23 protein-coding genes are annotated in these 23,063 nt (G+C 62.1%); 10 read left to right on the forward strand and 13 right to left on the reverse strand.

The genetic code is table 11. The features are described 5' to 3' along the window. Window positions 1-75: 75 nt before the first annotated feature. From katG to FEV53_RS01120, 3 genes are all read left to right on the forward strand, one after another. The gene (gene katG / locus FEV53_RS01110; protein ID WP_142832977.1) at window positions 76-2,253 is read left to right on the forward strand and encodes a catalase/peroxidase HPI; all 2,178 of its coding nucleotides are present in this window, start codon (window positions 76-78) and stop codon (window positions 2,251-2,253) included. A 189-nt stretch (window positions 2,254-2,442) separates the two neighbouring features. Then, window positions 2,443-3,351, forward strand: coding sequence for a transporter substrate-binding domain-containing protein (locus FEV53_RS01115; protein WP_221931563.1), 909 nt, complete (start codon window positions 2,443-2,445; stop codon window positions 3,349-3,351). A gap of 2 nt (window positions 3,352-3,353) precedes the next feature. Then, window positions 3,354-5,618 carry an ATP-binding protein gene (locus FEV53_RS01120; RefSeq protein ID WP_142832979.1) on the forward strand — a complete coding sequence of 755 codons (2,265 nt, stop codon included), beginning with the start codon at window positions 3,354-3,356 and terminating at the stop codon, window positions 5,616-5,618. A 2-nt stretch (window positions 5,619-5,620) separates the two neighbouring features. On the opposite strand, the gene FEV53_RS01125 is transcribed toward FEV53_RS01120, so the two are convergent. Next, window positions 5,621-6,040 (reverse strand): c-type cytochrome, encoded by a 420-nt coding sequence (locus FEV53_RS01125; RefSeq protein WP_142832980.1) that lies wholly within the window; start codon window positions 6,038-6,040, stop codon window positions 5,621-5,623. A gap of 276 nt (window positions 6,041-6,316) precedes the next feature. After that, window positions 6,317-6,880, reverse strand: a complete 564-nt coding sequence (locus FEV53_RS01130) for a YqgE/AlgH family protein (RefSeq protein ID WP_142832981.1) — start codon at window positions 6,878-6,880, stop codon at window positions 6,317-6,319. A gap of 103 nt (window positions 6,881-6,983) precedes the next feature. On the opposite strand from FEV53_RS01130, the gene FEV53_RS01135 reads away from it, so the two are divergent. Further along, window positions 6,984-7,772, forward strand: a complete 789-nt coding sequence (locus tag FEV53_RS01135) for a protein-disulfide reductase DsbD domain-containing protein (protein WP_185962050.1) — start codon at window positions 6,984-6,986, stop codon at window positions 7,770-7,772. Between the two features lie 6 nt (window positions 7,773-7,778). Here FEV53_RS01135 and FEV53_RS01140 read toward each other — a convergent pair whose 3' ends face one another. Both FEV53_RS01140 and FEV53_RS01145 read right to left on the reverse strand, forming a co-directional pair. Then, a complete protein-coding gene (locus tag FEV53_RS01140) occupies window positions 7,779-8,483 on the reverse strand; it encodes a winged helix-turn-helix domain-containing protein (protein WP_185962058.1) in 705 nt (234 codons plus the stop codon). Continuing rightward, window positions 8,455-8,718 (reverse strand): hypothetical protein, encoded by a 264-nt coding sequence (locus FEV53_RS01145; protein WP_142832983.1) that lies wholly within the window; start codon window positions 8,716-8,718, stop codon window positions 8,455-8,457. Before FEV53_RS01145 ends, FEV53_RS01140 begins: the two co-directional genes overlap by 29 nt. Before the next feature lie 207 nt (window positions 8,719-8,925). On the opposite strand from FEV53_RS01145, the gene FEV53_RS01150 reads away from it, so the two are divergent. The 3 genes from FEV53_RS01150 to FEV53_RS01160 all read left to right on the forward strand — a co-directional run bounded on the left by FEV53_RS01150 (window position 8,926) and on the right by FEV53_RS01160 (window position 11,458). Beyond that, complete coding sequence (locus FEV53_RS01150) at window positions 8,926-9,561, forward strand: hypothetical protein (RefSeq protein WP_142832984.1); 636 nt, start codon at window positions 8,926-8,928, stop codon at window positions 9,559-9,561. 85 nt (window positions 9,562-9,646) lie between these two features. Then, on the forward strand, window positions 9,647-10,324 hold the full coding sequence (locus tag FEV53_RS01155; RefSeq protein WP_142832985.1) for a ribonuclease HII: 678 nt from the start codon (window positions 9,647-9,649) through the stop codon (window positions 10,322-10,324). A 36-nt stretch (window positions 10,325-10,360) separates the two neighbouring features. After that, on the forward strand, window positions 10,361-11,458 hold the full coding sequence (locus tag FEV53_RS01160; RefSeq protein ID WP_142832986.1) for a site-specific DNA-methyltransferase: 1,098 nt from the start codon (window positions 10,361-10,363) through the stop codon (window positions 11,456-11,458). A gap of 197 nt (window positions 11,459-11,655) precedes the next feature. Here FEV53_RS01160 and FEV53_RS01165 read toward each other — a convergent pair whose 3' ends face one another. Continuing rightward, window positions 11,656-11,946: an HU family DNA-binding protein gene (locus FEV53_RS01165; protein ID WP_142832987.1), complete on the reverse strand. Its 291-nt coding sequence runs from the start codon at window positions 11,944-11,946 to the stop codon at window positions 11,656-11,658. A 118-nt stretch (window positions 11,947-12,064) separates the two neighbouring features. Next, complete coding sequence (locus FEV53_RS01170; RefSeq protein WP_142832988.1) at window positions 12,065-13,540, reverse strand: AMP nucleosidase; 1,476 nt, start codon at window positions 13,538-13,540, stop codon at window positions 12,065-12,067. Between the two features lie 99 nt (window positions 13,541-13,639). Between FEV53_RS01170 and FEV53_RS01175 the strand changes: the two genes are divergently transcribed. Further along, window positions 13,640-14,059, forward strand: coding sequence for a DUF1810 domain-containing protein (locus FEV53_RS01175; RefSeq protein WP_142832989.1), 420 nt, complete (start codon window positions 13,640-13,642; stop codon window positions 14,057-14,059). Beyond that, entirely contained in the window at window positions 14,059-14,904 is an 846-nt protein-coding gene (locus FEV53_RS01180; RefSeq protein WP_142832990.1) for an SDR family oxidoreductase, read from the forward strand. The genes FEV53_RS01175 and FEV53_RS01180 overlap by 1 nt, the downstream gene beginning before the upstream one ends. Before the next feature lie 3 nt (window positions 14,905-14,907). Here FEV53_RS01180 and dxs read toward each other — a convergent pair whose 3' ends face one another. From dxs to FEV53_RS01210, 6 genes are all read right to left on the reverse strand, one after another. Then, window positions 14,908-16,833, reverse strand: a complete 1,926-nt coding sequence (gene dxs / locus FEV53_RS01185) for a 1-deoxy-D-xylulose-5-phosphate synthase (RefSeq protein ID WP_142832991.1) — start codon at window positions 16,831-16,833, stop codon at window positions 14,908-14,910. 61 nt (window positions 16,834-16,894) lie between these two features. Further along, window positions 16,895-17,761, reverse strand: a complete 867-nt coding sequence (locus FEV53_RS01190; protein WP_246100699.1) for a polyprenyl synthetase family protein — start codon at window positions 17,759-17,761, stop codon at window positions 16,895-16,897. Then, window positions 17,758-17,997, reverse strand: coding sequence for an exodeoxyribonuclease VII small subunit (locus FEV53_RS01195; protein WP_142832992.1), 240 nt, complete (start codon window positions 17,995-17,997; stop codon window positions 17,758-17,760). Before FEV53_RS01195 ends, FEV53_RS01190 begins: the two co-directional genes overlap by 4 nt. Beyond that, the gene (locus tag FEV53_RS01200) at window positions 17,994-18,917 is read right to left on the reverse strand and encodes a histone deacetylase family protein (RefSeq protein WP_142832993.1); all 924 of its coding nucleotides are present in this window, start codon (window positions 18,915-18,917) and stop codon (window positions 17,994-17,996) included. Before FEV53_RS01200 ends, FEV53_RS01195 begins: the two co-directional genes overlap by 4 nt. A 12-nt stretch (window positions 18,918-18,929) precedes the next feature. Continuing rightward, the gene (locus tag FEV53_RS01205; protein WP_142832994.1) at window positions 18,930-19,634 is read right to left on the reverse strand and encodes a response regulator; all 705 of its coding nucleotides are present in this window, start codon (window positions 19,632-19,634) and stop codon (window positions 18,930-18,932) included. Beyond that, window positions 19,631-20,119, reverse strand: a complete 489-nt coding sequence (locus FEV53_RS01210; RefSeq protein ID WP_142832995.1) for a MarR family winged helix-turn-helix transcriptional regulator — start codon at window positions 20,117-20,119, stop codon at window positions 19,631-19,633. Before FEV53_RS01210 ends, FEV53_RS01205 begins: the two co-directional genes overlap by 4 nt. Before the next feature lie 147 nt (window positions 20,120-20,266). Between FEV53_RS01210 and FEV53_RS01215 the strand changes: the two genes are divergently transcribed. Then, window positions 20,267-21,136 (forward strand): branched-chain amino acid aminotransferase, encoded by an 870-nt coding sequence (locus FEV53_RS01215; RefSeq protein WP_142832996.1) that lies wholly within the window; start codon window positions 20,267-20,269, stop codon window positions 21,134-21,136. Between the two features lie 280 nt (window positions 21,137-21,416). On the opposite strand, the gene serA is transcribed toward FEV53_RS01215, so the two are convergent. Next, window positions 21,417-23,009, reverse strand: a complete 1,593-nt coding sequence (gene serA / locus FEV53_RS01220; protein WP_142832997.1) for a phosphoglycerate dehydrogenase — start codon at window positions 23,007-23,009, stop codon at window positions 21,417-21,419. Between the last annotated feature and the right edge of the window lie 54 nt (window positions 23,010-23,063).

The raw sequence follows: 23,063 nt of genomic DNA on the forward strand, positions 1-23,063 counted from the left end.
ATGGAACCACCCTGATACAAAGCGCGCAGAGACTGGACACAAGGGTGAAAAACCCGGCGAAAAGGAGAGGATTTCATGGATAGTTTTGACGTCAAAGGAAGCGGGGGCTGCCCTGTGATGCATGGCGGTGCGACCGAGCGCAAAACCGATGTGACCTCCTGGTGGCCGAATGCGCTGAACCTCGACATTCTGGCCCAGCATGACACCAAGACCAACCCGCTTGGCGAAGAGTTCAACTACCGCGAAGAGGTCAAATCGCTCGACTTCGACGGCGTGAAGAAAGACCTGCATGCGCTGATGACCGACAGCCAGGACTGGTGGCCCGCCGACTGGGGTCACTATGGTGGGCTGTTCATCCGCCTGTCGTGGCACGCCGCAGGCACCTACCGGATTCAGGATGGTCGCGGCGGCGGCGGCACCGGCGATCAGCGCTTTGCGCCGCTGAACTCCTGGCCCGATAACGGCAACCTCGACAAAGCCCGTCGCCTGCTGTGGCCGATCAAGCGGAAATACGGCAACAAGCTCTCCTGGGCCGACCTGCTGGTGCTGGCCGGGACCGTGGCTTACGAATCCATGGGACTGAAGACCTATGGCTTTGCCTATGGCCGCCCTGACATCTGGCACCCCAGCAAGGACGTGAACTGGGGCTCGGAGCAGGAATTCCTCGCCGACGCGGCCAACCGCTACGAGGACATCACCGAGGCCAACACGCTGGCCGATCCGCTGGCCGCTGTGCATATGGGTCTGATTTACGTGAACCCCGAGGGTGTGAACGGCAATCCGGATCCCGCCCTGACTGCTCAGCATGTGCGCACGACCTTTGCCCGGATGGCGATGAATGACGAGGAAACCGTCGCGCTGACCGCTGGCGGCCATACGGTCGGTAAGGCTCACGGCAATGGCGACGGCTCCAAGCAGGGCCCCGAGCCCGAAGGCGCGCCGATCGAAGAGCAGGGCTTTGGCTGGCAGATGAAGGGCGCACGCGGCATTGGCAAGGATGCGGTGACGTCGGGTCTTGAAGGCGCCTGGACGACCGAACCCACAAAATGGGACAACGGCTATTTTGACCTGCTGCTGAACTATGAGTGGGAGCTGAAGAAATCCCCCGCTGGTGCATGGCAGTGGGAGCCTGTGGACCTGCCCGAGGAGAAGAAACCGGTCGATGCCGAGGACCCGTCCAAGCGGCATAACCCGATCATGACCGATGCGGATATGGGCCTCAAGGTAGACCCGATCTATCGCGAGATTTCGGAGAAGTTTTATAACGATCCCGAGTATTTCTCGGAGGTCTTCGCGCGTGCCTGGTTCAAGCTGACCCACCGCGATATGGGGCCGAATATCCGGTACATCGGCCCGGACGCGCCGAAGGAGGACCTGATCTGGCAGGACCCGGTTCCCGCCGGCAGCACCTCCTACGACGTGGACGCGGTGAAGGCTGCCATCCGGGGTGCCGGTCTCTCGGGTCCCGAGATGATCGCCACCGCCTGGGACAGCGCCCGCACCTTCCGCAGCTCCGACAATCGTGGCGGCGCCAATGGTGCGCGCATCCGTCTTGAGCCGCACAAGGGCTGGGCCGGGAACGAGCCGGAGCGTCTGCAAAAAGTGCTGAACGCCCTTGCGCCCATCGCGTCCCAGCACGGCGCCAGCATCGCCGACGTGATTGTGCTGGCGGGCAACGTGGCTCTGGAAGATGCGCTCAAGGCCGGTGGTCACGACATCGAGGTGCCCTTTGCTCCCGGTCGTGGCGACTCGACACAGGAGCAGACCGATGGTGACAGCTTCGAATATCTCGAACCGCTCGCCGATGGCTTCCGCAACTGGATGAAAGGCCAGTACGCCGCCGCTCCCGAGGAGTTGCTGCTCGACCGCGCCCAGCTTCTGGGCCTGACCGCGCCGGAGATGACGGTGCTGGTCGGCGGCATGCGCGCACTGAACGCCAACCATGGCGGGTCGGGCAAAGGCGTGATGACGGATCGGCCAGGCGCCCTGACGAATGACTTCTTCGTCAATCTCACCGATATGGCCTATCGCTGGGAGCCCACCGGCGAGAACAGCTACGACATCATCGACCGCAAGACCGGCGCCACCAAATGGACAGCCAGCCGCGTCGATCTGGTGTTCGGCTCGAACTCGATCCTGCGCGCTTATTCCGAGGTCTATGCTCAGGACGATAATGCCGGCAAATTCGCCCGCGATTTTGTCGCTGCCTGGACCAAGGTCATGAACGCGGATCGCTTCGATCTCGAAGCCTGATCGGTCCAAAGGCCGAAACGGAAAGCGCCGGGACCTGCTCCCGGCGCTTTTTTTTGTGGCAGATCCCAGGAAGCTCTTAAAGCAAACTTAACCCTACCTCTCTTTAAATCCTTAATGTGGCGTCGTCATTTCCCCTGAGGCGAAATTACGAGCCATCAGTGGGGCGTCAGAATTGTTGGGGTATCGAGTGTGGTAGGCTTATTTGAACGACGGCAGTTTCTCGTGTCCTGTGCGGCCTACGGTCTTGGCAGCTTGGCCGCGTCGGGGAACGGCCGACAGACGTTCAAAGCCTGCCTTCGCCCCGAGACGCTGCCGCTGAGTGGTCAGGACAGCAGCGGGACCTGGATCGGGTTCGGCCCTGATTTGCTGCGGGATCTTCTCCGCCGGGCGATGCCGGGCGCGGAATTTGAAGGATGCGAGTGTCTGAGCTGGTCGAGAGCACTCCGCAGTGTCCAAACCGGAACGCTGCATTTTCTGCTGGAGGTCAACTACCACCCACAGCGTGAGCACCTCATGGATTTCATTGGCTGCACGGATACGGAACGGGCTTATCTGGTCGCGCGCGAGGACCTGCCCGTTCAACGCATCGGGACGCTGGACGACTTCACCCGGTTGCCGGGCAACGTCATGGTGATCGCATCTTCCGTCTGGGATGCTGAATTTGAACACCGACTTGTGACCGACCCGGAATTCGGTCGGAGTTTCGTGACAGAGAGCAACCTCAAGGCGCCCGCACACCGTCCCGGTTCACAGCACATCCAAACATCGGATGCGGGCTTCGATGTCGAGATGGCGCGCGCAATCCTGCGCAAAAAGATCACTGGCATCATCGTCGGTGCGGCACATGCTGCAAGGATTATCAGGGCCGCGAACCTTCAGACGACGCCCTACGGACCAGCGGACAGGCTCAAAGCAATCGACATAGACGCGTTTGCACCGACATTCACGTATCTCGTCGTCAGCAAGCAAGTCGCAGCGAAGACCCGTATCCGATTGCGCAAGGCCTATGAAGCGGCGCGTCAGGATGGCGGCTTCGAGACACTGTGGTCCCGCTGGTATCCCGAGCGGGCTCTGCCCTCCGATGTGTCCAGGCTTTGACAATGCAGAGCAAACACTCACACCGAACACGACTGCCACAGATCGCCACCGTCCGGCAGGGAGCCCTCTGTTTTGTAGCTCTGCAGATCCTGGCAATCACGGCGTTCGAGATTCTGTTCCTGCACCGGGACCTGCAACATAGTTCCCGAACCATAATCGAACCTGTTCTGGAGGCAACGGCGGCACCAGTTGGGCTGGCCATCGAAGGGCCGACCAGCTCACTTGCCGCTCATATCGCCAACGAAGCCCTGAAGACCGGTCACTTTGACCGTTTCGTCATTTTGGACAACTTCGGCGAAACGCTGGCCTCGGCCGGCACGCTCCAAAGGGAAATGGGTCCTCTGGCAGCCGTTGCGAAACTCTTCGATCTGCCACTGCAATTCACCGTGGAACGCATTTACCGGACATTGGGCGGGTCTGAGGGCGTACTGATCGCAGACGTGAATCTATCGCCCTTGATAATGGTCCACCTCCAGGATGCGCTTGTCCGCATTGCGCTCATTCTGACAGCATCTTTGACCTTCTCGCTCGGTTTCCTGACTATCTTTATCCGGCGTTTTCAGGAGGGGACCAGCGCGCTCGTCTTATGGACAGAACAGGCTGCACAGGACATGGAGGTGACGCCACCCACGGTCGAGAAATTCTACTTTGAAGAACTAGCGCGTCTTGCCGATCAAACGCACTCGGCCATGCGAAAGCGGCGATGCTACACCGAGAGGCTCGCGCAGGCGGCCATTGAACGGGACGATTTGTTCAGAGCCTTCGAACGGGGCCTCGGGCTGCTCGACGTCCACGTCAGCCTGCGCGATCATCGGGGAAACGTGCAATTCTCTAACATCCCGGACGTCGCGCCGGATCCAATCAGTTGGATGCGGGACGACACCTGGACAACAGAGGCGATCGCGAGTGAAGCCAGTGCCAAGGGCTATGAGTTGACCCGCTTTCTGTGCTCGGACGACGGCCCGGAGGACCTGACGCGGACCACACGCCTGCAGATCTCGGATCAAAAGGGAGCGTGGATTCTCCATCGGGTCACGTTGAAAGACAGTTACGTGTTGTCCCTCGGCCACGAGGTCACGCAGATCCGCGAGCGGGAACAACTTACCCATCGGACAGAGAAACTTGAGGCGTTGGGTCGGATCGCCTGCGGCATCGCCCATGATTTCAACAACGTACTCAGCATCATCGCGGGCCAGATCGAAGCGGCTGCGAACGATATGACCGTCTCGGGCACCGCAACGGCGCAGCTCGAAGCGGCACGCGGGATGGTGGATCAGGCGGCAATGACGGTCCAGAAGTTGCGTCAGTTTTCCACTGCCGAGTACGAAAACCGGCGGTCACTGGACCTCAATCACTGGGCCAAGCTTACCGGGCCCGTAGTGGCGACCGCCATGGGTCCTGACATCGGGACATCTATCCGGTGCAATCTGAAGGCCTCTTTGCTCGTCGATCACGCGCTGCTTGAGGCGGCGATCATGAACCTCTGCCAGAATGCTCGCGACGCCATGGGCGGGCGGGGTCACCTGAGTATAGTGATCGACCCTGCGCCGGCCGATGAGGTCGCACGGCATCATCGCCTGTCACCTGACGGTTGCTACATCATGATTTCCGTCTGCGACACCGGCCCCGGCATCCCACCCCATATCGCGCCAAAGATTTTTGAGCCATTCTACAGCACCAAGGTCAGAAATGGCGGAACAGGCCTCGGTCTTGCCACGGTTTATGGCTTTGCGCGCAACAATGGCGGCAGCATACGGTATGACCCCAACTATCGCACGGGATGCAGATTCTTTCTGCTGCTCCCAGCAGCCTACCCACAGAAGTGCCCGGATAATATCCCCACGGCCCCGGCAACATCGCTGGCTGGCTGTTCTATCCTGCTCGTCGAAGATGAGGCGCAGCTGGCCAAACTCTATGCTGCCACGCTGCGCAGGGACAATGCCAAGGTGCGCACCGCGAACTCGCTCAGTACAGCGATGGCCCTACTTAGTTCGGGCGAGCGATTTGATCTGGCTTTGCTCGACAATTCACTGGGAGACGGCAAAGGCGTGAGCCTCGCGCCGCTTGTCAAAAAGAACAATGAGCAGGCGATTTGCATCTGTCTCTCCGGCGAGATCGGCTTTGACGCGAATAGAATGATCGATATCGACCTGATGTTGTCGAAGCCGATCAGCCTGTCCAGATTGCGCGATATTCTTGCGAGCCATCTGGTTCAGACTGTCGCGACGGACCAAGGCAGTCTCACAATCGCCCGTAACAGCGCCTGAGGTCAGGGAGCAGCCTGTTGGGTGATCTCTGCCTGACGGGCACGGATATCCTCCGGCCACTGGGATTTTATCCAGGACAGCACATCCCAGAGTTCTTCATCAGAGTATTTCTCTCCAAAGCCCGGCATGTTGCTTTCATATCCTCCCCCCACGACAGCGGCGGTGCCATGGACTATGATCGCCATCAGGATCGGGTCCGGATGATGCCAGGTATGGCCGGTCTCGTCATGGGGTGGGGCGGGCAACCGACCGTCCGCGCCACGCTGCTGCCAGTCCGGCTCACCGGAAAGATCGGCGCCATGGCAGGACGCGCAGGCCTCGGCATAGATCGAGGCACCGCGTTCCAGGGCTGCTTCAGACGCCATGACGGCACCGGCGAACGACATCGCCAGCGCAGCGAAGCTTATGGCGCTCTTGATCATTGATGCTCTCCTCCGCCAGAGACCAGCGCTTCCGCGCCGCATTGATGTCATGACCCAGACATGGCTAACCCACGCGGCGAAGGTCAAGGACGAGGGCGCCACAATGGCGTGATCGCGGGCAAGGGATGAACGGACAGAGATTCGTGAGGCCTCAAACCCTGCAGGCGTGCCATGTGCGCCGAGAATGCGGAGAAACACCATCATAAGTCTCACTGCTTTCCGCAAAAGACCCTTCTGCTACCCCGATATCAATGGGTCTTTGCCACAGAACTCAGGTCAGGCCTGCCCCCCTTCGCCAGACAGGAGCAGCGGGTCGATCCCCAACGACGCTATAGCTGCGCTCCAGAGGGCGTCTGGCTGAGTCTCAAAAACCAGCTCGGACCCCGCATCAGCGACCAGCCAGACGTTCTCAGCCAACTCTGCCTCAAGCTGTCCCGATCCCCAGCCCGCATACCCCAGAATGACAATCGCAGCGTCAGGGCCACCACCCGAGGCAAGGGCCCGCAACACGTCAAGGGTCGCCGTCATCCCATATCGCCCATCAACGTCCAGCGTGGCATCCCCCTGAAAGTAATCAGCCGAGTGCAGGACGAAGCCCCGGGAATTTTCCACCGGCCCGCCGTAAAAGACCGGACGATCCTCACAGCCCGCCGTCGCGATAGACAATTGCTTGAGCAATTTGGTCAGGCTGATCTCCGCAGAAGGCTTATTAACGATGAGGCCCATGGCTCCGTCGGTTCCGTGGGAACAGAGCACGATGACGGAATGGTCGAATCTCGGATCGCCCATGCCGGGCATCGCGATCAGCAGTTTACCGGTCAGAGAGGTGACGCTTTGCATGGTCTTATCATGGCGCAGTCCTGCTGTGACGCAAGGGCAGCGTGACAGCAAATGCCGTCATCGTGACTTTTCAAATCACCCGGAGCACCTTTATTTACAGCCCATGATCCGAAGACTTGCCATAATTCTCATTGCAGCGATCGCCGCACCGGCGGCATTCGCGGCAGACATCGCCCAGATCCGGGTTCTGCCCGGCTGGCGGCAAAGCGACACCCATCACATGGCAGCGCTGGAAATCCGTCTCGCCCCGGGGTGGAAGACCTATTGGCGCATCCCGGGCGAGGCGGGAATCGCACCGAGTTTCGACTGGTCGCGGTCGGAAAATGTCGGCGCGTTCCGGGTCCACTGGCCGACTCCCGATCGGTTCGGGACGAAAGGGCTGCGGTATTTCGGCTATCAGGACACGGTCGTGCTGCCCGTGGAGATTACGCCGCGCCGCGCCGGTGAGCCAATCACGCTGGATGTCGATCTCGATATCGGTGTCTGCAAGGACGTCTGTGTACCTGTTCAGGCCACCGTCGGCGCGGCACTGCTCGCCACGTCCACGCGACCCGACGCGCGCATCCGCCTGTCGCTCGCTGATCAACCTGTTCCGGGCAACCGGGCGGGCGTGCGGTCTTCGCGCTGCCGGATCGAAATGCGCGACGGGTCGCCTGTGCTGACGGCTCAGATCGACCTGCCCGCTCAGGGTCGTGACGAAGATGTGTTGTTCGAGAGCCATCAGCCCGGGGTCGCCCTCGCCGGTCGCAGTGCCGTGCGGGAGGGTGGGATTCTCCATGCCGAAGCCCGCATCCGGACGCGAGACGGAGACCCCGCGTTTCTCGAACGTGGCTCTGTCGGGCTGGTTGTTCTGGGTGACGATCAGGCGGTGACAATCCCGCATTGCGGCTGACCTGTTTCAGACCATCCGGATCACATCGCGGTCGATGGCCAGCATGTACCCCCGTCGCGCCACCGTGCGCACCAGCACCGCGCTGATCAACTGATTGCCCAGCGCGTCACGCAGACGCTTGATCCGCGTGGCCCCCGCGGCTTCATCGCAGTCGGACGCGTCGCGCCCGGAGACAAGTGCTTCGATCTCGGCCCCGTTCAGGATCTCGTCATCGAGCCGCGCTTCCGCCAGAACCGAGAGCGTCTCGATGGCGGCGGCGGTCAGGGTGAATTCCATGTTGTTCAGGCTCACAGACCGCGCCTCGCGACTGATGAGCAGCGACTGCACCTGAATACCCGCCCGCTCGATCTCGCGCATCCGGCGGTAGAGGGCGCTCAACACCACCAGAAAAGCCAGCGCCACGACCAGGAGTGCCACTGCAAACACAAGCAGCACAAAGATCACGGTCCGGTAAGACGCCAACACCTCGGAGAAAGCCGTCCCCGATTGGGCCAGGATCTCCAGCAGGCGAATGTCCTGCCCGCCGGTCAGCCCGGTGTTTTCGACAAAGATCCGCTCGACCCGCGCGTCAAACGCATCCGCGTCAGGCAGGCTCGCAAAGAGCAGGATGGCAGCCACCGCCAGAATACCCACCACGGCAAAGAGGCCCATGGCGATCATCCAACCGATGGATTTCGACGAGTCAGTAGCGGAGGAAATACGTGCCAGCATCGTCTTTGCGCTCATGTGCTTCTTTCTCTTTCAGGGTGTCCATCACCGTCAGGAGCGTCCAGCCCCCCGCCTCCAGCCGCTCGGCGACCGCGTCCTCGACCCGATCACACTCGTCGTCATCGAGTTCGACAATCCCGTAATGAAGGCGCAGCGGATCGTCCTGCTTGGCCTTGTATTCCACGAAACAACTGGCCCCCGCCATGCCTGCTACAAGGGCGGTCGCGGGGACTGCCATGAGAACTGCTCGTATTGCCTGTCGCATCACATCGCTCCGAAGCTGCGATTCTTCCCGCGATCCTGCCACGCGGGGTCCGGTCTGGCCATGACGCAAGGCGTGTTATCCCCTGACACGCGCCTGTTATTGCCTGATTTCGACCCTCAGGGGCAGGTCTGATCCCACAAGGCCGCATATCCCATGCGTCAGACCCACAGGAGATCAGCCATGACCCGCTTGCTCACCGCCGCCCTCATCAGCGCCTCTCTCATCGCGACGCCCGTCACCGCCGAGACCCGCCGCACGACCCCACAGCAAGAGCAGCAGATCGGCCAGATCCTGGCCGCGCTCGCAGGGCTCGGCGTTTTGGCCTACGCGGTCCAGAAGTCGAAGGATGATGACGACGACGATAAAAAGAAGAAGCGCAAGAAGCGCGAAAAGGAACGCGCCGAGGCAGAGCGTCTCGAAAAGGAACGCAAGGCAAAGGAACGCCGGGAAAAGGAACGCAAGGCCGCCGCGCAACAGGCCCGTGACGACGAGGTTGCCCGCCGCCGTGAAGAAGACCAGCGCCTCGCCCATAACGACCGCTGGGATCAGGAGCGTCGCTGGGATCGTTGGGACAACCGGGATCGCTGGCAGCGCGACTGGACCCCGACTGTGCCCGAGCATTGCGTCGTCCACACCTCGACCGGCGAGCGTCCCCCGCGCATCGCTGCGGCACCTTGTCTCCGCTACAACGGCATCACCCGCGAAGACCTGCCGCGTCAGTGCCGTGACACCTTCCGCACACCCGATGGCCCGATGCGCGGCTACGGCCTGCCCTGTCTGCGCCAGAATGGTGTGCGGATTGCCGGTCGCCGCTGACCCCGGCGGCGACCAGACTGGCCCGGGTGCGTGCGCCCGGGTCTTTTTTGTTGAGATTTAACGGACCTTCACCCATGCCGGTGCCATGGCCGACTATTCCATCGAATCCAGCCTTCATCGTCTTGGTGCCCGGTTGATCGCCGGAGTGGATGAGGTCGGCCGGGGACCGCTCGCGGGACCAGTCACTGCCGCTGCCGTGATCCTTGCGCCCGTCATGGTGCCCCCCGGCCTCAATGACAGCAAAAAACTCACCGTAAATCGCAGGGCCGAACTGGCGCGTGATATTCACAGGGTGGCGCTTGTCGGCATTGGCGAGGCGACGGTCGAGGAAATTGATGAGATCAACATACTTCAGGCAACCTTTCTCGCCATGCACCGCGCCATCGCCGCGCTGCCTGTAACCCCCGACGCGCTGCTGATCGACGGCAACCGAGCCCCCAAGGATCTGCCCTGCCCAGCGCATACGATCCCCAAAGGGGATGGCCGCAGCGTCTCGATCGCAGCTGCGTCGATTGTGGCCAAAGAGTGGCGGGATCGGGGCATGCGGGCGCTGGCGCAACAGTACCCGGAATATGGTTGGGAAAAAAACGCGGGCTACGGCACCGCACAGCACTTGACGGCGCTGAAAAGCCACGGCGCGACCACACATCATAGACGCAGCTTCGCGCCGGTCCGCAATATCTTGTTGCAAGAAAAATCAATCGAATCAGAGCACAAAAACACTTTGCAAGGCAGAATCACCCCCGGCAATCTGGAGCTATAACAAACGGCCAAAATGGCTGAACCAGAGGCGGTGACCATGACGACAAAGACGCTGGAAGGGGCAAAGACCTTGCCTCTGAACGAAATTCTGCACGGGGATTGCATTGAGAAGATGGCCAGCCTGCCTGCGGGCTCGGTGGACCTGGTCTTTGCCGATCCGCCCTATAACCTGCAGCTCAAGGGCACGTTGCACCGCCCCGACAATTCCAAGGTCGATGCCGTGGACGACGCCTGGGACAAGTTTTCCAGCTTTGCCGCCTATGACAAGTTCACCACCGCCTGGCTGAAAGAGGCCCGCCGGATCCTGAAGCCCAACGGGGCGATCTGGGTGATCGGCTCCTATCACAACATCTTCCGCGTCGGCGCGACCCTGCAGGATCTGGGGTACTGGATTCTGAACGACGTGGTCTGGCGCAAGACGAACCCGATGCCGAATTTCCGCGGCAAGCGCTTTACCAACGCCCATGAGACGATGATCTGGGCCAGCCGGGATGAGGGCGCGAAATATACCTTTAACTACGACGCGCTGAAGGCCCTCAACGAAGGGGTGCAGATGCGCTCCGACTGGGTGCTGCCGATCTGCTCGGGTCATGAACGGCTGAAGGATGCCGACGGCGCCAAGGCGCATCCGACCCAGAAACCGCAATCGCTGCTGCACCGGGTGCTGATTGGCTCAACCAATCCCGGGGACGTGGTGCTCGATCCGTTCTTTGGCACCGGCACCACCGGCGCCGTCGCGAAGATGCTGGGCCGCGACTTCATCGGAATCGAGCGCGACGAGAGCTATATCGAGGTCGCCAAACGCCGCCTCGACCGGGTTCGCCGCTTTGACCGCGCCGGGCTGGAAGTGACCACCGCGAAACGCGCCGAACCCCGCGTGCCCTTTGGCCAACTGGTCGAGCGTGGGATGCTGCGCCCCGGCGAGATGCTCGTCAACCCGCGCGGCCAGCAGGCCAAGGTCCGCGCCGACGGCACGCTGGTGGCCGACAATGCGCGCGGCTCGATCCATCAGGTCGGCGCCGCGCTGGACGGCGCCCCCTCCTGCAATGGCTGGACCTACTGGTCCTTCATCCGCGACGGTCAGCGGGTGCCCATCGACATTCTGAGACAACAGATCCGCTCGGAAATGAGCTGATCTCACGTCCGCCAGTGCCGGGCACTCTATAGTGACGGATGCGCCCGAGGGCGCAACCGACCGGCACAAACTTGCCCCGCCATCCCCCCGGATGCGCGGGGCTTTTTTTACGGGTCATTTGGCCAAAAAAAGGGCGCGGTACCCCGCGCCCTGATTATATAATTGGATGGCTGCCGGCAGTCGCGGCAAAGAAGGGATCAAGCGTTGACGCTGTCCTTCAGGGCCTTGGCGATGGTCATCTTGACAACCTTATCGGCCTCTTTCTGCATCTGCTCACCCGTGGACGGGTTGCGGACAGTGCGGGCGGGACGCTCGCGGCAGAAGATCTTGCCAACGCCCGGCAGGGTCACAGCACCGCCAGCGGACACCTCTTCGGTGATCAGGCTGGTGATCGCGTCGAGCGCCTCGCCGGCCTTTTTCTTGTCGGTATCCATCTTCTCGGCCAGAGCAGCAACAAGCTGGGTCTTGGTCATCGGCTTTTGCGCCATATCCCTGTCTCCTTCGTTTTTTGACGATTCTGAGAGCGACTAAACGCGATCTTTTTCAGAGGCACAACGGCTTGAAAGGTCATAATTGACCTTTTCCACCTGATTTAGCACCGCAAAGTCACAGAAATGCGGTCTCCTCAAAGGATCTCAGCTTTCGAGAGTGGATCCGCTCCAGCGGCATGTCCCGGATCGTCTCAAGCGCCCGGATCCCAATCAACAAGTGTCGCGTGACCTGAGTCTTGTAGAAATCCGTGGCCATGCCAGGCAGTTTCAGTTCGCCATGCAGCGGCTTGTCACTGACACAAAGCAGCGTACCGTAGGGGACCCGGAACCGGAACCCATTGGCAGCGATGGTCGCGCTCTCCATGTCGAGCGCAATGGCCCGGGACTGGCTCAGACGTTGCACCGGACCAGACTGCTCGCGCAATTCCCAGTTGCGGTTGTCGATCGTGGCCACAGTGCCGGTGCGCATGATCCGCTTTAGCTCGTAGCCCTGAAGCTCTGTGACCTCCTCCACCGCGTTTTCCAGAGCGATCTGGATCTCGGCCAGAGCCGGGATGGGCACCCAGATGGGCAGGTCATCGTCCAGCACGTGATCTTCGCGCAGATACGCGTGGGCGAGCACGAAATCCCCGAGACGCTGGCTGTTTCTGAGCCCCGCGCAGTGGCCCACCATAAGCCAGGCATGTGGGCGGAGCACGGCGATGTGGTCAGTGGCGGTCTTCGCATTGGACGGTCCGACGCCGATATTGACCAGCGTGATGCCCTGCCCGCCGGGGCGCTGAAGGTGATAGGTCGGCATCTGCGGCATCTTCGGCAGCGTGGTGATTGTGCCTTCGCTATCGGTGATCCGCTGGTTCCCAGGCGCCACAAAGCCTGTATAGCCCGTGGACGGATCGGCAAGCATCTTGCGGGCATATTGCTCGAACTCATCCACGTAGAACTGGTAGTTGGTAAAGATCACGTGGTTCTGGAAATGCGCCGGATCCGTCGCCGTGTAATGCGCGAGGCGCGCCAGCGAGTAGTCTATCCGCGGCGCCGTAAAAGGCGCCAGCGGCCGTGAACCATCCGGGTGCAGATAGCCTTCGGCATTTACGATGGCGTCATGGGTTACGTTCAGGTCTGGCGTATCGAACACGTCGCGCATGGTGAAATGCATGGCGCCTTCCTGCGGCACGACCAGATCCTTGTCATCGGCTACGGCGAAATGCAGCGGCATGGGGGTATCAGAAACGCCAATCTCTACCGCAGGACAGGTCGTCTCCAACAGGAGCGCAATCTGCTGGGTGAGATAATTGCTGAATAATTCAGGCCGGGTGACGGTCGTCGAGTAATGCCCCGGCTGGGTCACATGACCAAAGGAGAGGCGACTGTCGCCATCGTGAAAGCTGTTCGAGATCAGGCGGATCTCGGGATAGAAGGCCCGGTGGCGTTGCTCGGGCACTTCACCCGAGAGACAGCGCACGAAATGCCCGGAAAGAAAGGCCACCGCCTCGTAATAAAGCTCTTTCAGGCGCTCCACCGCTGCAGTGGCATCGGTGAACGTCCGGGGATCTGTGTGGGGCGGCGTCAGGACCTTCGAACTGTCTGTCATTTTCTTATCCTTTTTCGCTGGCAGCTAACTCCGCTTTGCGCGGCAGAGCAAGGGCCGGTCCCCTCTGTCCTTCGCCGCGCCATCGTCTAATGTGGGGCCATGAAACCCGACGCAGACGACCTTCAACGCTTCGTCACCGCACAGGACGGCAGCTTCTCCCGGGCCCGCGACGAGATTCGCAGGGGCCGGAAGGAGAGCCACTGGATGTGGTACATCTATCCGCAACTGCGCGGGTTGGGGCGCTCTGAACAGGCGCGGTATTATGGAGTCGCCGGCCTCGATGAGGCAGAGCGCTATCTGGCGCATCGGGTGCTCGGGCCACGGCTCATCGAGATGTTCGAGGTGTTGCACGACCATCGCGGCACACCGCTGGATCAGATCTTCGGCCCCGTAGACGCGCTGAAACTGCGATCTTCGGCAACGCTCTTTGCCACCGTTCCCGATGCGCCCCGCATCTTTGCGGATGTGTTGGCGACGTTGTGCGGCGGTCCCTGCCCCCTGACAGAGGAGAGACTCTGATGCGGCTACTCAGTATCGGCCACGGCTATTCCGCGCGCGCGCTCGCGCCGCTCTTGCTGGCGCGCGGCTGGGATGTGGTTGGCACGACCCGGAGCGAAGAAAAGGCCGAAGCCATCGCAACAACAGGCGTGCGCCCGGTGATCTGGCCCGATACCGACCTGACCGAAGAGATCGCAGGAGCCACCCATGTGCTGCATTCTGTATCTCCTGATGACGGCGACCCGGTGCTCGCCGAGTATAGCGACGCCTTCGCCAAGGCGCGGCTGTCCTGGTTTGGCTATCTCTCCACCACCGGGGTCTATGGCGACCATCAGGGCGGATGGGTGGACGAGGATACGCCCCTGACCCCCTCGACCAGACGCGGCCAGGCCCGGGTCGAGGCCGAGCGCGGCTGGCAGGCGCTGGCCAAGGCCCACGAGCTGCCGCTGCATATCTTTCGCCTCGCCGGGATCTACGGCCCCGGCCGCGGTCCCTTTGCCAAGGTTCGCAAGGGGACGGCGCGGCGGATCATCAAGCCCGGTCAGATCTTTTCCCGCATTCATGTGGAAGATATCGCGCAGGTCCTGCTGGCCTCCATCGGCAAGCCCCGGCCCGGCGCTGTTTATAATGTCTGCGACGATGACCCTGCCCCGCCTCAGGACGTGATCGCCCATGCCGCCGATCTGCTGGATCTGCCTCGCCCGCCCGAAGTCGATTTCGACACCGCCGATCTCAGCCCCATGGCGCGCAGCTTCTATGCCGAGTCGAAGCGAGTTCGGAATGACCTGATCAAAGCCGAGCTCGGCGTCCGTCTTCGCTACCCCAGCTACCGCGACGGGCTCGCGGCTTTGCTGAAGGCTGGCTAACGGTCAGGCGCGGTTGCGCAGGCTGTCGATGCCGAGGGTCTCCAGCACCTTCGCCTCGATATCCTCGCAGTTCAGCCCGGCCGTCGCATACATATCACGCGGGCTCGCATGGTCGATGAACGTGTCGGGCAGCACCATCGAGCGGTATTTCAGGCCGGTATCAAACACGCCCTTCTCCGCGAGAAGCTGCGCCACATGGCTGCCAAAGCCGCCCACGGCGCCCTCTTCGATGGTGATCAGCGCTTCGTGATCGCGGGCGAGGCGGAGGATCAGGTCTTCGTCCAGCGGTTTCGCGAAGCGCGCATCGGCGACAGTGGGCGACAGGCCCCGCGCCTCCAGCGCCTCGCTGGCCTCCACGACCTCCTTCAGCCGCGCGCCAAAATTGAGGAGGGCCACGCGGGAGCCTTCGCGGATCATCCGGCCCTTGCCGATCTCCAGAACCTCGCCCCGCTCGGGCATTTCGACCCCGGTGCCTTCGCCACGCGGGAAGCGGAAGGCGATGGGGCCGCCATCATGGGCCACGGCGGTCGCCACCATATGGCGTAGCTCCGCCTCATCGGCGGCGGCCATGACCACGAAGCCGGGCAGGTTGGCGAGGTAGGCAATATCGAAACTCCCTGCATGGGTCGCGCCGTCAGCCCCCACCAGCCCGGCCCGGTCGATAGCAAAGCGCACCGGCAGCCGCTGCAAGGCCACGTCATGGACAATCTGGTCGTAGCCCCTTTGCAGGAAAGTGGAATACATGGCGCAGAAGGGCTTCATCCCGCCCGCCGCGAGACCGGCGCAGAAGGTCACGCCATGCTGCTCGGCAATGCCCACGTCGAAACAGCGGCTGCCAAAGCGCTTGGCAAAGAGGTCGAGCCCGGTGCCGTCGGGCATCGCCGCTGTCACGGCGCAGATCTTGTCGTCCTCGGCGGCTTCCTGAAACAGCGTCTCGGCAAAGACGCGGGTGTAGGAGGGCGCGTTGGATTTCGGCTTTTTCTGCTCACCGGTCAGCGGGTCGAACCGGGCGACGCCGTGGCCCTTATCCGAGGCGTTTTCCGCCGGATGATAGCCCTTGCCCTTTTTGGTAATCACATGCAGCAGAACCGGTCCATCGGCCCGCGCCCGTACAGTGCGCAAAACCGGCAGGAGTTGGTCCAGATCATGGCCATCAATGGGCCCGAGATAGGAAAAGCCCAGTTCCTCGAACAACGTCCCGCCCACCGTCATGTGCTTCAGCATGTCCTTGGCGCGCTTGGCCCCCTCGCGGAAGGGTTCGGGCAGCATGGAGACGGCACCCTTGGCTGCGGCCTTGAACTCCTGGAACGGCGCGCCCGCATAGAGACGGGACAGGTAGCTCGACATGGCGCCGGTGGGGGGCGCGATGGACATCTCGTTGTCGTTGAGGACCACGAACATGCGGCGACCCAGATGCCCCGCATTATTCAGCGCCTCATAGGCCATGCCGCCCGACAGCGCTCCGTCGCCGATCACCGCGATGGCGTCGCCCAAGGCCGGGTCCGGTGCGCCGCCCAGATCGCGGGCGATGGTAAAGCCCAGCGCCGCCGAGATCGAGGTCGAGCTGTGGGCCGCGCCGAACGGATCGTAGGGCGATTCGCTGCGCTTGGTAAAACCGGACAGCCCATCCTTTTGCCGCAAGGTCCGGATGCGGTCGCGGCGGCCGGTGAGAATTTTGTGCGGGTAGCACTGATGCGAGACATCCCAGATCAGCCGGTCGCGCGGTGTATCAAACACCGCATGGAGGGCTACGGTCAGTTCGACCACACCCAGCCCCGCGCCCAGATGGCCTCCGGTTTCACTGACCGCCGAGATCGTCTCGGAGCGCAGCTCTTCGGCGACGCGATGCAGATCGCGGTCAGAGAGGGCGCGCAGATCGGCGGGCACCGAGATACGGTCGAGCATGGGAGTGTCGGGACGATGGGTCATGGGCGGGCCTGCCTGAAACGATTTTTCCAGACTTAGCCCGCTTGCCCGGGCACTGCAAACCTCAGCGGTCGCGCGAGACCACGAATCTGGCACAGTGCCGAAGGGTTTCCGCGTCAGACCCGAACGGATCGAGCGCCGCGCAGGCCTCCTCCACCAGATCCCGCGCCCGGGCTTTGGCCCCGTCGAGGCCCAAGAGCGAGACGAACGTCGCCTTGCCCGCGCCCTGATCCTTGCCCACAGCCTTGCCTACCTCCTCGGCCGTGCCCTCCACATCGAGGATATCGTCGGCAATCTGGAACGCCCGGCCAAGTGCGTCCGCATAGCGTCGCATGGGGTCGGGATCGGCGTCGGCAAGATGGGCGCCAGCCGTCGCGGACCAGACGATCAGGGCGCCGGTCTTATTGGCCTGTAACGCCTCGATCCCGTCCAGCGCCAAAGGCGTCTCGGCGGTCTCCGCCGCGATGTCCTGCGCCTGCCCCAACACCATGCCGCGCGCACCGGAGGCCTCAGCCAGCCCGGCGATCAGGCGGCACCGAACGCCCGCGTCGGGATGGCAAACGGGATCGGCCAACAATCCAAAGGCGAGCGTTTGCAGCGCATCGCCCACCAGCACAGCAGTGGCCTCATCCCATTTCACATGCACTGTCGGACGCCCGCGCCGCAGATCGTCGTCATCCATGCAGGGCAGGTCGTCATGGACCAGGGAATAGGCATGCAGAGCTTCGGTGGCCGCGGCGGCCTCGACCGGAGCGCCGGCGGACACACCGTGAAGCCGCGCGCTTTCCAACACCAGAAACCCGCGCAAACGCTTCCCGCCGGTCAGAGCGTAGCGCATGGCGGCGTGGATCTCGTCCGGACCATCGGCAGCCCGCATCAGCCGCGCTTCGCAGAACGCCTGCGCCTCTTTCAGTCGCTGGGCAAAACTCACGGGTCCAGCGGCTCCGTCCCCGTCGGGCGACCCTCGGCATCAGTGGTGATTTTCGCCACCTTTTCCTCGGCGGCCTGCAAGGTTTCGGCACAGCGCTTGCGCAAATCAGCGCCGCGCCCGTAAAGCGCGATCGACTCCTCGAGCGGCACATCCCCGTTCTCCAGCTTGCCCACGACGGCCTCAAGCTCGCGCATGGCCTCCTCGAAGCTCATCTCTGCGACCGGCTTATCGCTCATGCCAACCTCTCTTTCAGAACACCCACATGGGCCGCCACGCTGGCGGATAACGCGTCCAGATCATACCCGCCTTCGAGTGTCGAGACGATACGCCCGCCGCAATGCTCCAGCGCCAGATCGCAGAGCCGATGGGTGATCCAGGCATAATCTTCCGTCCGCCAGTTCAACCCAGCCAAGGGATCGGCGCGATGGGCATCAAATCCGGCGGAGATCAGAAACAACTCGGGGGCGTGGGCGGCAATGCGGGGGAACACGAGCAGGTCATAAGCTTCCCGCATCTGCGTTCCATTGCTGCCGGTGGGCAACGGGACGTTCAGGATCTGGCCATGCGCCCCCGTCTCATGGGCCGCGCCGGATCCGGGCCAGAGCGGCATCTGATGGGAGGAGACAAACAGTACCTCCGGCACGCCCCAGAGCAAATCCTGCGTGCCATTTCCGTGGTGCACATCGAAGTCGATAACCGCGATTCGATGCAGGCCCCGCTCCAGCGCGTACCGCGCCGCGATGGCCACATTGCCGAACAGACAGAACCCCATGCTGCGGGCGGTCTCGGCATGGTGACCGGGCGGACGGCACCCCACAAAAGCGGCCTGCGCTTCCCCATCCAGCACCGCATCGACCGCCGCGACACACCCGCCCACGGCGTGACGTGCGGCCACCAGCGACCCCGGAGACACATGGGTGTCCGGGTCGATGGAGACCGAGCCAGCCTCCGGGATGCTGTCAGAGATCGCGTCAATATAGGATTGCGGATGGCAGAGCCGCAAATGCGCGTCGGTGCAATCGGGCGCGTCACGGCGGTCGAGCCTCAGCGGCTCCAGCCCTGCTTCCACCGCGTTCAATCGGTCCACCCGCTCTGGATGGCCCGGCGGTGTAACGTGGTCAAAGCCAGAGGGATTGGAGTACCAGATCACGGACATATCGGCCTCGGGTCAATCAGCGACAAGCATATATCCTGCACCCCGGACGGTTTGCAGGTGCCGGGGATTCTTCGGGTCGGCCTCGATCTTACGTCGCAGACGCGTGATCTGCACGTCGACCGCGCGCTCCTGCGCCCCCGCCCCTTCCGGTCCCGCACGCCCCAGATCTTCGATCAAACGGGTGCGGCTGACCACCTCTCCGACCTCTCGGGAAAAGAGCCGCATCAGCGCGGACTCAGTCGCGGTCAGGCGGATCAACTCGTCCCCCCGCCACAACTCTCCCCGGCTCACATCGTAGCGGATCGGGCCAAGATGCAGCATTTTCGGCGCTTCCGGCTCTTCGGGCGGCGGCACACGGCGCAGGATGGCGTTGATCCGAAGCAGCAGCTCCATGGGCTCAAAGGGCTTTGACATATAGTCGTCCGCCCCGGCCTCGAGCCCGCGGATCCGCTCTTCGGTCTCGCCGCGGGCAGTCAAGAGCAACGTCGGCAGGCCCCGGTCCGAGACAAGCCATTGGCAGAGGGACACACCGTCCTCGCCCGGCATCATCACATCAACGATCGCCAGATCGAAATCGAGACCTGAAAGAATTCGTCGGGCATGCTGGGAGTCGCGGGCGGCCGAGACAAAGAAGCCTTTGCGAGAGAGGTACTTTTTCAAGAGGTCACGGAGACGTTCGTCATCATCGACAATCAGAATGTGCGGGCGGTCGGTCATGCGGCCCCCTCAAACAAACGCTTCAGATCGTCGTCCATCATTTCTTCGAGCACCCGTCGAAACCCCGTGACCGCCTCGGGTCCTGCCCGCCGGAACGCTTCGCGCATCCGGGCGGTCTGAGCCTCGCTCAACTCCCGTTCGAAATCCCGACCGCTCTCGGTCAGACTCAGATGCCGCTCACGCCGGTCCACAGTTCCCACCTTACTCTCGACCAGACCATCCTCGATCAGCGTGCGCAAGACCCGGTTCAGGGACTGCTTCGTCACGCCCAGAATCGCCAGCAGGTTGTTCACATTCGTACCCGGCCAGCGATTGATGAAGTGGATCGCTCGGTGATGCGCCCGCCCGTAGCCATGTTCCGACAGGATCCGATCCGGATCAGCGGTAAACCCTCGATAGGCAAAGAACATCGCCTCGATGCCGCGCCTGAGCTGCGCATCAGTCAGAAACAACAAACTCTCGCCGGTTGGTCCGCGATCCGTCATTCTCACGATCCTCACTCTCACCCCATTCACGATTTATGTCAGTAGAATTGACATTTCACAAGGCGCCAGATAGCCCAACTGCCAGTTTATCGCAATTTTGTGACGTTGCCGCACTGCGGCACGCACGATCAGAAAAGGAGCACTGGCATGTCAGGCGGGTATGATGATCGCGACGGGAAGATCTGGATGGACGGATCGCTGGTGGAATGGCGCGATGCGAAGGTGCACATCCTGACCCACGCGCTGCACTATGCCTCCTCTGTGTTCGAAGGCGAACGCTGCTATAATGGCAAGATCTTCAAATCTGTCGAGCATTCCGAGCGGCTGAAACGTTCCGCCCAGCTCATCGATTTCGAGATCCCCTACTCCGTCGAGGAGATTGAGGCCGCCAAGGAAGCCACGTTGAAGGCCAACAACCTGACGGATGCCTATGTCCGGGCTGTGGCCTGGCGCGGTGCGGGTCCGGATATGGGCGTCGCCTCGGCCCGCAACCCTGTCCGCATGGCGGTCGCGGTCTGGGAATGGGGCGCCTATTACGGCGACGCCAAAACCAAGGGCGCAAAGCTCGACATCTCCAAATGGCGCCGCCCCGACCCGGCGACGATCCCCTGCGAAGCCAAGGCCGCCGGTCTCTACATGATCTGCACCATGTCCAAGCATACCGCCGAGGCCAAGGGATGCTCTGATGCCCTGATGATGGATTATCGTGGCTACGTGGCTGAGGCGACCGGGGCGAATGTCTTCTTTGTCAAAAACGGCGAGGTGCATACACCGACGCCCGATTGCTTCCTGAACGGGATCACCCGGCAGACCGTCCTGCAGATGCTGCGCGACAAGGGCATAACGTTTCATGAGCGCCACATCATGCCGGAAGAGCTGGAGAGCTTTGAGCAGTGCTGGCTGACCGGCACCGCCGCCGAGGTGACACCCGTCGGACAGATCGGGGATTATTCCTTCGAGGTCGGCGCTCTGACCCTCGATGTGGCCGAGAGCTACGAGAAACTCGTCCGCAGTTGAGATCCTCCACAAAGTAAATGTCCTGCCGGCCCGAAGGACGGCAGGACAGAAACAACGATCCGGAACCGAAAGACGCTCCCGTTCGCGTCGAAGAAAAGTTTGGTCATAAAAATTACTTTAGATAACACATAAAAGTTAACCCAACGTCATCCCCATTTGGGAGTGAAATTCCTGTGAAATTTCAGATCTCCATCTAACCCTCTGATTTTGAAAAAAAGAAAAGCCGCCCATTCAGGCGAATGGGCGGTAGGTTCTTCATACAATCTTAAGTCGAGCGAATTCAGACCGCGAATCGCAGGGGACGTACGGCGTTGAACGCCCTTGTCCCCATGAGATCGTCGATGACTTTCGCCTCGACCGCATCGTCGAGGTAGAGCAGGGCCAGAGCATCCTTGCCCCGATCTGACCGCCCGAGGGTGAAGTTCGCGATGTTCACACCGTTCTCGCCCATGGTCTGACCAAGGATACCGATGATCCCCGCTTTGTCGGCATTGGTGGTGTAGAGCATATGCGCGCCCACCTCGGCATCGATGTTGATCCCCTTGATCTGGATAAAGCGCGGCTTGCCGTCCGAGAACACTGTCCCCGCGACCGAGCGCTGACGCTGGGCTGTTTTCATCGTCACCTTGATATAGGCGTCGAACACGCCGGTCTGCTCCTGCGTGGTCTTCGAGACTTCGATGCCGCTGTCACGCGCCATGACCGGTGCAGAAACCATGTTGGCGTCGGGATTACGCTCCCGCATCACGCCCGCGACCACCGCCGCGTTCAGCGCGTTGGTGTTCATCTCGGCGACAGCGCCATCATAGAGCACATTGATCGCTTCGATCGGCTCGTCGGTCATCTGGCCGATGAACGCGCCCAGATGCTCGGCCAGCTTCAGCCAGGGCCCCATGACCTTGGCTTCTTCGGCGGTGACGCTGGGCATGTTCAGGGCGTTGGAGACGGCGCCAGTCAGCAGGTAGTCCGACATCTGCTCGGCCACCTGCAAGGCGACGTTCTCCTGCGCCTCGGTGGTGGCGGCGCCCAGATGCGGGGTGACCACCACGTTTTCGAGGCCAAAGAGCGGCGAATCGGTTGCAGGCTCGACGGCGAACACGTCGAAGGCAGCCCCGGCGACGCGGCCCTCTTTCAGCGCCTCGGCCATGGCCTCTTCGTCCACCAGACCGCCCCGGGCGCAGTTGATGACCCGTACACCGGGCTTCAGCTTGGCGATGTTTTCGCGGCTGAGGATGTTACGGGTCTTGTCCGTCAGCGGCACGTGCATGGTGATGAAATCGGACTTCGCCAGCAGCTCGTCCAGCTCGACCTTGCGGCAGCCGATCTCGGTGGCGCGCTCTTCCGACAGGAACGGATCATAGGCGATGACCTTCATCCGCAAACCCAGCGCGCGGGAGATGACGATCGAGCCGATATTGCCCGCACCGATCACGCCCAGCGTCTTGCCGGTCAGCTCAACACCCATAAAGCGGGACTTTTCCCATTTGCCCGCATGGGTCGAGGCGCTGGCCTCGGGGATCTGGCGCGCGACGGCGAACATCATAGCGATGGCGTGCTCAGCGGTGGTGATGGAGTTGCCAAACGGCGTGTTCATCACGATCACACCCTTCGCCGAGGCGGCGGGCAGATCGACATTATCGACACCAATCCCGGCGCGACCGATAACCTTGAGGTTACCTGCAGCCGCCAGCACCTTTTCGGTGACCTTGGTGGCGGAGCGGATGGCTAGGCCGTCATACTGGCCGATCACTTCGAGGAGACGGTCCTTATCCTTGCCGAGGCCGGGTTCGAAATCCACTTCGATGCCACGGTCACGGAAGATCTGGACGGCGGTTTCCGACAGCTTGTCGGACACGAGAACTTTGGGCGCCATGTGAGGGGCTCCTTTGCAAAGACGTCTGTGAGAGGGCCGGCGCCGCGACGGGCG

It is taken from the genome of Palleronia caenipelagi (assembly GCF_007004065.1).
GTDB classification, from domain to species: Bacteria; Pseudomonadota; Alphaproteobacteria; order Rhodobacterales; family Rhodobacteraceae; genus Palleronia; species Palleronia caenipelagi.